This window comes from Flavobacterium praedii (assembly GCF_026810365.1).
GTDB classification, from domain to species: Bacteria; Bacteroidota; Bacteroidia; order Flavobacteriales; family Flavobacteriaceae; genus Flavobacterium; species Flavobacterium praedii.
In genome coordinates, this window is record NZ_CP113948.1 from 660,983 (window position 1) to 673,907 (window position 12,925).

The following is a 12,925-nucleotide window of genomic DNA, read 5'->3' on the forward strand; positions in this document are numbered from 1 at the left end:
CCGAAGTAGCGTGAATAGCCCGACCGCATTATGGAAAGGAGCCGAATGAGGGTCTGCTATATTTGGCTCCTTTTTATAATGGGGTCTTGCCCAAGTGATTCTGAAAATGTCAGTTTGTCATATTATTTTATGCCAATTGTAATGAATACTGACAATTTACTCGGTTTTTTATATTGGCATAATCATTGCCTTAGAGTCATCGAGCCGTTAAAATAAGTATACAATAAAATTAAATATATTAAAAATGGGTAAAATAATCGGAATTGATTTAGGTACAACAAACTCTTGTGTTTCTGTAATGGAAGGTAATGAAGCAGTAGTAATCCCTAATGCTGAAGGAAAAAGAACAACACCATCTATCATCGCTTTTGTTGAAGGTGGAGAAATTAAAGTAGGTGATCCTGCAAAAAGACAAGCAGTAACTAATCCAACTAAGACTATTGCTTCTATCAAACGTTTTATGGGTCATTCTTTTGCTGAAATTACAAATGAAGCAAAAAGAGTATCTTATTCAGTTGTAAAAGGGGACAACAATACACCACGTGTGGATATTGATGGTCGTTTGTACTCTGCTCAAGAATTGTCAGCTATGACACTTCAAAAAATGAAAAAAACAGCTGAAGACTATTTAGGTCAAACAGTTACAGAAGCAGTTATTACTGTTCCTGCTTACTTTAATGATGCACAACGTCAAGCTACAAAAGAAGCTGGTGAAATTGCTGGTCTTAAAGTAATGCGTATTATCAACGAACCAACTGCTGCAGCTTTGGCTTACGGTTTGGACAAAAAAGGTAAAGATCAAAAAATTGCTGTTTACGATTTAGGTGGAGGTACATTTGATATCTCTGTTCTTGAATTAGGAGACGGAGTTTTTGAAGTATTATCTACAAATGGTGATACTCACCTTGGAGGAGATGATTTTGACCACGAAATTATTGACTGGTTGGCTAACGAATTTTTAACTGAAGAAGGTATTGATTTACGTTTAGATCCAATGTCTTTGCAACGTTTGAAAGAAGCTGCTGAGAAAGCAAAAATTGAATTGTCATCTTCTGCTGAAACTGAAATTAACTTACCATATGTAACTGCTACAGCTTCAGGACCAAAACACTTAGTTAAAAAATTAACTAGAGCTAAATTTGAGCAATTAACAGATTCATTAGTAAAACGTTCTATGGCACCAGTTGCTAAAGCGTTGAAAGATGCAGGTTTATCTGTTTCGGATATTGACGAAGTTATCTTAGTTGGAGGATCTACTCGTATGCCAAGAATTGCTGACGAAGTGGAGAAATTCTTTGGTAAAAAAGCGTCTAAAGGAGTTAACCCTGATGAAGTAGTTGCAATTGGAGCTGCTATTCAAGGTGGAGTTCTTTCTGGAGATGTAAAAGATGTATTGTTACTTGACGTTACACCTTTGTCTTTAGGTATCGAAACTATGGGTGGAGTTATGACTACATTGATTGAGTCTAACACAACTATTCCAACAAAAAAATCTCAAGTATTCTCTACTGCTGCTGATTCTCAACCAACTGTTGAAATTCACGTATTGCAAGGAGCTAGAGCAATGGCTGCAGATAACAAAACTATCGGTCGTTTCCATTTAGATGGTATTCCACCAGCACCAAGAGGAGTTCCTCAAATTGAAGTAACTTTTGATATTGATGCAAATGGTATCATCAAAGTTTCTGCAACTGACAAAGGAACTGGTAAATCTCACGATATTCGTATCGAAGCTTCTTCTGGATTAACAGCTGAAGAAATCGAAAGAATGAAAAAAGATGCTGAAGCTAATGCTGATGCTGACAAAATCGCTAAAGAAAGAGCTGAAAAATTGAACGAAGCAGACGGAATGATTTTCCAAACTGAGTCTCAATTGAAAGAACTTGGAACTAAATTATCTGATGATAACAAAGTAGCTATCGAATATGCATTGACTGAATTGAGAATGGCACACCAATCTCAAGACATTCCTGCAATTCAAACAGCTCTTGACAACATTAATGCAGCTTGGAAAACAGCTACAGAAGCAATGTACGCTCAAGGAGAACAAGGTCAAGCTGCTGCAGAGCCACAAGCACAAGCGCAAGGAGACAATGTTGAAGACGTTGAATTCGAAGAAGTAAAATAATTATTTCTGTAAAGATGCGATTTATCGCGTCTTCTACTACATAATTAATATAAACCGAGCTAGTAATAGCTCGGTTTTTTTATGCATTAAAGTCAAAGACATAATTTTTTTTTGTAATATTACTATACAATTTATTTTATGAGAAAAATTAAATACAAGAAAGGAAAGCGATTACAGCCTTATAGTCTAGAATATACGGGTTTACATAAAAGCAAAGAGATTGAAATGCAATTGTTTGTTTATGATGATAGTACCATAAGTGAATATGAAAATGGGACTATTACTAACTTAGAAAAGCATATTGATTATAATAAAACAAATTGGTTAAATGTTCATGGGTTGAATGATATTGATTTATTAAAAGAAATTACCAGCTATTTTAAAATCGATAATTTTATGTTGGCAGATATCTTAAACACCACTAGAAGAACTAAACTAGAGGAAGAAAAGGATGTTTTGTTTTTTAATATAAAATCAATGTTACCTTCTGAAACTTCAGATGATATTAGAGTAGAACAGATTAGTTTCTTGTTAAAAAAAGGAATTTTAATTTCATTTCAGGAAAAAAGAAGTGATTTTTTTACGCACATACGGGAACGCATTCGAACCAATACAGGAATTCTACGATCCAAAAATGCGGATTATTTATTGTATAATTTACTGGATGCAATTATTGGTAATTTTTATATAACAATCGAAAATGAAGAAGATAAAATAGAAGATTTGATAAATCTTACAAAAAATAGTGCTGATCCCATAATTTTGGAAAGAATAGAAAAGCATCGGGATAATTTTAATTTCCTTAAGCGTTCGATTATCCCACTTCGGGATTCTTTGTATGATATTAAAAGTATAAAAGAAGACAATGTATTTAATGAAATCGAATCGGATAATTTTAGTTTTTTTACCCGTTTGCATCAAAAATGTTTAGAGCTTTTGGAACAAATAGAATCGGATATGGGATCCTTAGAAAGTGCATCTAATTTCTTTTTTGCGGCACAAACGCATAAGATGAATGAGATTATGAAGACGCTTACAATTATCTCAGTAGTATTTATTCCGCTTACATTTATTGTTGGGGTTTATGGAATGAATTTTGAAAATATGCCAGAATTGAGATCCCATTATGGGTATTTTTGGGTCATGGGGTTTATGTTTTTTGTAGTAATTGGAATGATTTTTTATTTTAAAAAGAGAAATTGGTATTAATTTATGGAATAGTGTGCACTTTATTATTTAAAACTGATTTAGGTCATATTTAAATGGGAATTAAATATTTATTTTTGTAAAAAATGCAAAAGGGATTAAAATTTTAAAAGAATCAATATGAATAAAGCGATATATATTGCAACTATAGAGGAAAATTGTGGTAAAACTATAATTAGTCTTGGGTTGATGAGAACACTTTTGGGAAGAACGGCTAGAGTTGGTTATTTTAGACCAATAATTGAAGACTATGAGGAAGGAAAAAAGGATACTCACATCGAAATGGTAATTTCTCATTTTGATTTAGATATCAATTATGAAGATGCTTATGCTATTACAAAAAGCAAGTTAATCAAGAAAAAAAATAAAGGAAAACTGGGTGAAGTTGTCGATTTAATTATTGAAAAATATAAAAAATTAGAAGAACGCTTTGATTTTGTCCTAGTTGAAGGGACTAGTTTTTCTGGAGAAGGTACAGTTATCGAATTGGATATGAATGTGCTTATTGCAAAAAACCTTGGAATTCCAACCATTATCGTTGGCTCTGGCGAAGGAAAAACTTTAGAGGAATTAGTAGATAATTTGAATTTGGCATACAATTCATTTAAAGTGAAGGAGGTAGAAGTATTAGCTGTTATAGCTAATAAAGTGCAACCTGAAAATTTAGATTTGGTAACTTCTGGCCTGCAAAAAAGTTTACCAAATTCGATACTGGTAAATTCAATACCATTGATTTCAAGCTTGCACAATCCAACCATTCAGGAGATTGTGGAAGTTCTGGATGCTAAAATATTATTTGGACATGAATATTTAAACAATCAGAGTGGTAGTTATAGTATTGGAGCAATGCAATTGTGTAACTATTTGTTACATCTAAAAGAAAATGGACTTATTATTACTCCAGGAGATCGTGCTGATATAATTCTTGGGGCATTACAAGCCAATGAATCTGCAAATTATCCATCCGTTTCTGGTATAGTTTTGACAGGTAATATTATTCCGGAAGAAAGTATTTTGAAGTTAATAGAAGGTCTTTCTACCGTTGTGCCAATTATTACTGTTGAAGGAGGAACATATCATATTGCCAATAAAATTGGAAATATAAAATCTAAGATCTATGCGGGTAATTTACAGAAAATAGAGACTTCTATAAATACCTTTGACAAATATGTTGATTTAGATGCACTAACCAATAAATTTAATGCTTTTGAGGCAGAAGGTATGACCCCAAAAATGTTTCAATACAACTTGGTTAAAAGGGCAAAAGAACACCGAAAACATATTGTTTTGCCAGAAGGAAATGATGATAGAATTATTATTGCAGCAGCTCGTTTACAAGCAATGGATGTTGTAGATATTTCGATTATTGGCAATCAAAAACAAATTGAGAGCAAAGTTGTAGAGTTAGGTTTGGAATTTGATTTTTCTAAAATTGCAATTATTAATCCCAAAGATTCTGAACATTATGATGATTATGTAAATACGTATTATGAGTTGCGAAAAGCCAAAAATGTAACTCTTGGTATGGCCAAAGATTTATTGGAAGATGTTTCCTATTTTGGTACAATGATGGTTTACAAAGGTCATGCAGATGGAATGGTTTCGGGTGCTGCCCATACAACGCAACATACCATTTTGCCTGCTTTACAATTTATTAAAACCAAACCAAATTCTTCTGTGGTTTCTTCTATTTTCTTTATGTGTTTGGAAGATAGAGTTTCTATTTTTGGCGATTGTGCTATCAATCCAAATCCTACAGCAGAACAATTAGCCGAAATTGCAATATCTTCAGCTGATTCGAGTACCGCTTTTGGAATTGAACCCAAAATTGCCATGCTTTCCTATTCTTCTGGGTCTTCAGGTAAAGGAGATGAAGTTGATAAAGTAAGAGCGGCTACTGAAATTGTTAGAAAAAAACGCCCTGATCTTAAAATAGAAGGTCCTATTCAATACGATGCAGCTGTAGATATGGAAGTTGGACAAAGTAAAATGCCTAATTCTGAAGTAGCAGGACAAGCAAGTGTTTTAATTTTCCCTGATTTAAATACAGGAAACAATACGTACAAAGCAGTACAAAGAGAAACAGGAGCATTAGCAATAGGTCCAATGTTGCAAGGTTTGAATAAACCGGTAAATGACTTGAGCCGTGGATGTACGATAGACGATATCATTAACACTGTTGTAATCACTGCAATTCAAGCACAAGGACTATAACAATTTAATTTAAAGATGTTAATGTTCAATTAGAACTAGTTTCTCTTTGGATATTTTCGATCTTTTAATCTTTTTAATTTTAAATTTAGTATAAATGAAAATAGTAATTATAAACTCAGGAAGTTCTTCTATCAAATATCAATTAATTGATATGCCGGCCAATGAGGTTATTTGTAGTGGAATGATCGATAGAATTGGTTTGGAAACTTCAAACTTAAGTTATGTGACCAGTTCGGCTAAAATTGAAGAATCTTTGCCTATTGCCAATCATAAAATTGGTCTCAATAAAATAGCTCAATTGTTGATGGATGAGAAAATAGGAGTTATTAAAAGCACCAAAGAAATAGAAGCAGTTGGGCATCGTGTGGTTCATGGGGGTAGTTCTTTCTCAAATACTACATTGATTACTGAGGAAGTAAAACAACAAATTAAACAACTTTTCGAATTAGCTCCTCTACACAATCCGGCAAATTATGAAGGGATTGTTGTTGCTGAAGAAATATTTTCAGATGCAAAACAGATCGCTGTTTTTGATACAGCTTTCCATCAAACAATTCCGGTATTAGCACATAAATATGCAGTACCTAATTTTCTGTTGACCGAAAATAAAGTTCGTGTTTATGGTTTTCACGGAACAAGTCATAAATATGTTTCAGAAAATGCTATTCATTTTTTGAATGCCAATTCAATTAATACATCGTCAAATATTATTTCGATCCATTTAGGAAATGGTTGTAGTATGACCGCCATAAAAGATGGTAAAAGTATTGATACTACACTTGGTTTTGGGCCAATGAATGGTTTGATTATGGGAACTCGTTCTGGAGATGTAGATCAATCCGTTATTTTCTATTTGGTTAAAACCTTAGGATATACAATTGATGAAGTGAATACGATGTTGCAAAAACAAAGTGGAATGTTGGGACTTACCGGATTTAGTGATTTAAGAGATATTGAATCTAATGCCGAAAATGGAAATGTAGATTGTCAATTAGCTTTAGCCATGAATGCATATCGAATCAAGAAATATATAGGATCGTATGCAGCAGTTTTAAATGGTTTGGATGCAATTGTATTTACTGCAGGAATTGGAGAAAATTCATCCTATATCCGAAGATTGGTATGTACAGATATGGAGTATTTTGGATTGGAATTGGATCATGCTAAAAATGATGTTCGTTCGAAAGAGATGCGAGAAATTAATACGCCAGATTCAAAAACAAAAATTTTGGTTATTCCTACTAATGAAGAAATTGAAATTGCAAATCAAGTTTATGAATTGCTCTTGAGTTAAATATATATTTTTTTCCAAGGAAAGCTTCTGAATTTCAGAGGCTTTTTTTATGCTTTTTATTGAAGAATTGTAATTATATTTGATAAAAAAACTTCCTATTTTGAAAACTAAATTTCTTTATATTTTCTTTTTCTTTATATTTTCTTTGCAATTGTATGCCCAAGAGTTACTTCCATTTGTTGAAAATTATAACAAATCCAATTATCAAGGGGACAACCAGATTTGGAATGTAGCCCAAGGAAATGACAAAGCCATGTATTTTGCGAATAATTATTATTTGTTGCGATACGATGGTGTAAAATGGGAAAAATATACATTACCCAATAAAACCATCATTCGTTCCATAATGGTAGATGGTGATCGAATTTATTCAGGTTCTTATAAGGAATTTGGTTATTGGTTTCGTAAAAATGCTACAATGCATTATGTTTCTATTACCAAAGGGAAAAAGGTTTTTGATGCTAATAACAACGAAGAAATCTGGAAGATATTCAAGTTTAATAACAAAATTTACTTTCAATCCTTTAATGGTGTTTTTGTATTTGATGGAAAAGTGATAAAAGAGAAAAAGTTTCCTTTCCTCATTTCATATTGTTTTGTTGTAGCAGATCAGTTATTAATTGCTTCAGTAGACAAGGGGATTTTTAAGTGGATGGATGGGAAGATTGAAAAAGTAAATGGATTATCTCTTTTAGAAAAAAATGTGATTCATGCAATTCAGAAGTACCAAAACAAAATTTATTTTTTCACCAAGAAAAATGGGGTTTATGTGCTTGAAGGTTCAATTTTGAAACCTTGGAATAATGGTTTAAATGCGATTTTAAAATCAGCCAATATCAATATTGCTCAATTTATAAAAAACAATAAATTGATTATTGGAACTGCAAATAATGGAGTTTACATTCTGAACTTGAATGATGGTTCCTATAAAAATATCAATCGGAATAATGTCTTGATGAATAATTCCATTCTAAGTATTGGTCAGGATAATGAGAATGATTTATGGTTGGGACTCGATAACGGACTGGCTCATATTGAGGTCAATTCGCCTATTTCTATTTTTTATGACAGTTCCGGAATTTTAGGATCTGTATATTCAGTGGCAAGCACACCAAAAGGTTATTTGATGGCTTCAAACCACGGTGTTTTTAAATATGAAGGGAAGCAACTTTCAATGATACCAAATTCACAGGGACAAGCTTGGAATATCAGTAAAATAAACAATCAATACCTTATTGGTCATAACGAAGGAACTTTTATATTTCAAAATGGACAGTTTAGTAGATTAAGCGATATAGATGGTGGGTGGAATTTGTCTAAAAGTAATAACAATAATTTCTACTTGCAAGCAACCTATAGTGGAGTGGTAATTTATGAAGATGCCAATGATTTGAGAAAAAGTAAAGTTCTGGAAGGTATTTTAAAACCGTTAAAATATCTTGCTCAAAACAGAAGAAATGAGATATGGGCAGCTGATAACAATAGAGGTTTGTATCGTATTTTGTATAATGATGATTATAAAGCTAAAATGGATAATGTTACTCAACGTTGTAATATTAAAAATGATTTTGGAGTTAAAATATTTGAATTCAGAAATGAAATTCTCTTTTTGATTGATAATTCATGGTACACTTATAATTCTATTGCCAATAGATTAGAGGCTAATGAATTGTTCAATACCAATTTTAAGAATGTAACAGATATTGTTTCTATTGACGAAAATCATTTTATGGTACTTCAGTATGGTCTTCTGTATCATATTATTGCTCAGGGTAATACATTTATAAGAAATAGTATTCAAGAGAAATATTACAAGGGTAAAATTATCAATGACAACCTAAAAGTGTTTAAAGATGGTAATAATTATCTATTGAATCTAGATGATGGTTTTATTTCACTTGAATTACAAAAAGACAGTAAAAATACGGTTAATGTAAAGATTGAAGCTTTCAATAATAATGTTTTGGTTGAAAATAATTCAAAAGTCAAACATAATTCAGAGCTTAGAATAAATGTAATATCTGGAATTTATGGTGCAACCAAGCCAGATTTATTTTATAAAATCAATGGCAACAAAGAGTTTATACCCATAAAGGAAGGGTTGATTCTTTTGAATAATCTCACGAGTGGTTCACACGATGTGACAATATATAGCAATGATGGATTGCATTATAATAGAATTACTAATTTTCAATTTATAGTTGCTAAAGCTTGGTATTTTTCATTTTGGATGATTTTGGTATATTTTGTAGTTGTTGGACTTTTCTTATATCTTTATTATAAATGGAACAAGATAAAATACCTTCAGAAACTTAAACTGCAAGAAGAAGAATTGAAACATCAAAATGAAATTCTAGAAATGGAATTAAAAGCAGAAAATGAATTGAATAGTCAGGAATATGAAAAGCATATTTTGGAGCTTGAATTGCTGACAAAATCTTCAGAAGTGGCAGGCAAATCTCTTTCAATTGCCAAGCAAAGTGAAATGATCGAAAACATTCAAAATATATTGGATACCGAATCAGATTTTAATAAATTGAAAAGTGAGATTAAAAAAGCGATAAAGATAAATGCGGTTAATAAACACGAATGGGAAATTTTTGAAACCAATCTGAATCAAATTAATAATGAATTTATAATTTCCCTTTCAAAGAAATACCCAAATTTAACTCCAAAAGATATTAAGCTCTGTGTATATCTAAAAATGAATCTTTCATCAAAAGAAATTGCTCCAATGATGAATATTACTTTCCGAGGGGTAGAACTGCATCGTTATCGTTTAAGAAAGAAATTGGGGCTTTCTCAAGACGAAAACCTTTCAAAGTTTTTGTTATCTATATAAAAACTATAGTTTTTTTATTAATAAATTACTTTTTCATTGTTTTTATTACGGAATAACAATACATCATCACTACATCATTGCTACTTGTTGTAGTATTTCTTCTATGGTGTAAAGTGTTGATATTTAAGAGTTATTTAGTTAATTATTATATTTTGATGTATTTATGTAGTAGTGCTGTTTTGGTTACTACAACGATGTATTAGGCTAATTTAGCAGAACTAACTTAAACGTTTAGCAAATCTATGAGAAATTTTATTATTAGCATTTTAGCACTCTTTCTACTTCCGGCTTATATGTCTGGTCAAGTAATAAAAGGAAAAGTATTGGATCAGTATGGAATTGGAATTCCCGGAGTATTTGTTGTTGTGGGAAATTCTAATGTTTTTACTTATTCAGATTTTGAAGGGGATTTTAATATCAATGCCAAAGTGGGCGAGTTATTAAAAATTAGTTTAGTCGGTTTTGATTCGGTATCTATAGCAGCTACTTCAGAACCAATGGTGGTATCGATGAAGGAATCCAAAGATACAGAATTGAAAGAAGTAGTAATCATTGGATATGGAACTGCCAAGAAAAGAGATTTAACGGGTTCTATTGTTAAAATTGATGCAAAACAACTTGCAGACAAGCCTAATGCAAATCCAATTGTTTCTGCACAAGGAAAAGTAGCTGGTTTGTCTATTGTAAACTCTGGAAAGCCAGGTGAAGATCCAGATGTTAGAATTCGTGGTACCGTAAGTAGATATCAAACCAAACCTTTGTATGTAGTAGATGGAATATTTTGCGACGATATCAAATTTATGAATGCTTCAGATATTGAATCGATGGAAGTTTTGAAAGATCCATCGTCATTAGCAATTTTTGGTGTTCGTGGTGCAAATGGAGTAATAATAGTTACCTCCAAAAAAGCAAAAAATGGTAAAATGACTGTAAATTATAATAATTCTGTCGGTTTCAAAAATATTGGAGATACTCCATCATTGACAAACGGACAACAATTCAAAACATTGTTTGATGAGCAAAGAAGTAATCAAGGGCTTGCTCCTTATGCACATTATGACAAGTTCAATGCAAACACCAATTGGATTGATGAAATTAAAAATAATAATGCAAAGGTAATTACCAATAACTTGAGTATTTCTAACGGAACAGAAAAAAATAAGTTCTATTTGGGAGTTGGTTTTATTGAAGATGATGGTCTAATTGATTTTGAAAAATATAAAAAATTTACTTTCAATGTTAATAATGAAACTCAATTAACAGAATCAATCAAAGTCGGGTTAGCGATGAATGGATATCAATCTTCGCTGCCTCAGCTTCATAATTTTGAAAGTGCCTTAAGAGCGACTCCAATCGTTTCTTCTCGAAATGCAAATGGAATATACAATCAATTGCCATTAGAAATTGGTGCAGCACAAATAGGAAATCCACGTGCAGAAGTCGAAGGTAAAAAATACACCCAATTGAATGAAGAATCTAAGTTTATTGCCAATGTTTTTCTAGAATTAAAAATCATGGATGGTTTAAAATTTAGAGGTTCTTATTTGTCTGATAATAGCTTTAGTAAGGGTAGAGGATACAATCCCGTTTTTGACGTTTATGTTAGTGAAACAGATCAGTTTACTCCTTATGGAGGAAATAATCTTACTAGTGTGAATCAATTTAAAAATAATTTTAATAAATCACAACAAGATTATAATTTAACCTATAATAATACTTTTGGTAAACATGATTTTACTCTTTTGGCAGGATATAATCGGTTAGAAGAAAATTATGAAGGAATGAATGGTACAGTGAATCAATTTGTTGGAGGAGAAGCAATTCCGTATGACAAAAAATGGTGGTATCTAAATGTTTATCCTTTTGGGGACCCAACAACTCGTTTTGCTAATTCAGACCAATGGGATAGAGCTAATGTATCTTATTTAGGACGTCTTTTGTACAACTATGATGGGAAATATACCTTAAATGCTTCTTATCGTCGAGATGGCTCATCAGAACTTAGTAAGGGAAATCGCTTCCAAAATTTCTGGTCTATTGGTGCAGCTTGGGATGTAACGAAAGAAGATTTTATGAAAAATCAAAACCTATTTGACCAACTAAAAGTTAAAGGTTCTTATGGTGTATTAGGAAATCAATTTTCTTCAATTCATTATCCTTCCTATCCCGCATACACAACAGGTAGTTCTGCCATTTTTGGTGAATCTGTGGTACCTGCTTATGTGTTGGCTTATAGAAATAATCCAAATTTAAAATGGGAAACGGTAACTTCTTATGAGGCAGGAATTGAAATGAAACTTTTGGAAAACAGATTGAGTTTTGAAACCGCTTACTTTGACAAAACAACCAAAGATCTATTGACATTTGTTGACCTTGGAAGTGAAAAGTTTTATACGAATGCTGGGGAAATAGAAAATAAAGGTTTTGAATTTACCGCTTCATGGAACGATAAAATAAATGACAATTTTAGTTATTCCATAAGTGGTAATGCGACTACTTTGAAAAATAAAGTAAAATCAGTTTATGAGCCAGGATTTCAGGTTTTTGAGGGACCATCAATTCTTACGGCAGGCGCTCCTATTGGGTCATTTTATGGATATGTAGTCGAAGGGGTTTATCAGTCTTATGCTGATGTATTGAATTCTGCTCCTAGCTCATTGGGTGATTATGGGCCAGGGGATTTAAAATATAAAGATATAAATGGTGACGGGAAAATAACTACAGAAGATAGAACAGTGATTGGTAATCCAACTCCTGATGTTATGTATGGTTTTTCTTTGAGTGCAACGTACAAACAATTTTCATTGTCTCTTGATTTTCAAGGAGTTTATGGAAACGAAATTTACAGAGATTGGGGTAATGGTTCAACTTTTGCACAATTCAATTATAGAACGGATCAATTGGACAGGTGGACAGGTGCAGGAACTTCAAATTGGGAACCAAGACTTAATGATGGTTCTGGATACAATAAATTGGCATCTACTTATATGATAGAAGACGGAAGCTATCTTAGACTTAGAAACATACAGTTTTCTTATGATTTTAATAAAGATTTTCTAGCTAAGTCTTTTATCCAAAGTTTAAGAATATACTTCAATGCGCAGAATCCAATTACATGGGCTAAAAATTCAGGATTCACTCCTGAAGCGGGAGGTTCTCCAGTTTCATTTGGAAGAGACACAGGGGGATATCCTTTGCCAGCTGTTACATCTATTGGTTTAAACGTGACTTTTTAATATTA

The 12,925-nt window shown here is 32.1% G+C and carries 6 protein-coding genes; all 6 read left to right on the forward strand.

Annotated features, from left to right (window positions below; genetic code table 11):
- Positions 1-244 precede the first annotated feature (244 nt).
- The 6 genes from dnaK (at position 245) to OYT91_RS02885 (ending at position 12,920) form a co-directional block, all read left to right on the forward strand.
- Positions 245-2,128 (forward strand): molecular chaperone DnaK, encoded by a 1,884-nt coding sequence (gene dnaK / locus OYT91_RS02860; protein ID WP_281239429.1) that lies wholly within the window; start codon positions 245-247, stop codon positions 2,126-2,128.
- 138 nt (positions 2,129-2,266) lie between these two features.
- Positions 2,267-3,337, forward strand: coding sequence for a magnesium/cobalt transporter CorA (gene corA / locus OYT91_RS02865; protein ID WP_281239430.1), 1,071 nt, complete (start codon positions 2,267-2,269; stop codon positions 3,335-3,337).
- A 117-nt stretch (positions 3,338-3,454) separates the two neighbouring features.
- A complete protein-coding gene (pta, locus tag OYT91_RS02870) occupies positions 3,455-5,548 on the forward strand; it encodes a phosphate acetyltransferase (RefSeq protein ID WP_281239431.1) in 2,094 nt (697 codons plus the stop codon).
- A 94-nt stretch (positions 5,549-5,642) separates the two neighbouring features.
- The gene (locus tag OYT91_RS02875) at positions 5,643-6,842 is read left to right on the forward strand and encodes an acetate/propionate family kinase (protein WP_281239432.1); all 1,200 of its coding nucleotides are present in this window, start codon (positions 5,643-5,645) and stop codon (positions 6,840-6,842) included.
- 100 nt (positions 6,843-6,942) lie between these two features.
- Entirely contained in the window at positions 6,943-9,684 is a 2,742-nt protein-coding gene (locus OYT91_RS02880) for a histidine kinase (protein ID WP_281239433.1), read from the forward strand.
- A gap of 242 nt (positions 9,685-9,926) precedes the next feature.
- Positions 9,927-12,920 carry a SusC/RagA family TonB-linked outer membrane protein gene (locus tag OYT91_RS02885; RefSeq protein ID WP_281239434.1) on the forward strand — a complete coding sequence of 998 codons (2,994 nt, stop codon included), beginning with the start codon at positions 9,927-9,929 and terminating at the stop codon, positions 12,918-12,920.
- Positions 12,921-12,925 lie beyond the last annotated feature (5 nt).

What these genes read in the sequence shown, in the direction of transcription:
- dnaK (WP_281239429.1), top strand. Translation starts at nt 245, where the DNA reads ATGGGTAAAATAATCGGAATTGATTTAGGTACAACAAACTCTTGTGTT.
- corA (WP_281239430.1), top strand. Translation starts at nt 2,267, where the DNA reads ATGAGAAAAATTAAATACAAGAAAGGAAAGCGATTACAGCCTTATAGT.
- pta (WP_281239431.1), top strand. Translation starts at nt 3,455, where the DNA reads ATGAATAAAGCGATATATATTGCAACTATAGAGGAAAATTGTGGTAAA.
- OYT91_RS02875 (WP_281239432.1), top strand. Translation starts at nt 5,643, where the DNA reads ATGAAAATAGTAATTATAAACTCAGGAAGTTCTTCTATCAAATATCAA.
- OYT91_RS02885 (WP_281239434.1), top strand. Translation starts at nt 9,927, where the DNA reads ATGAGAAATTTTATTATTAGCATTTTAGCACTCTTTCTACTTCCGGCT.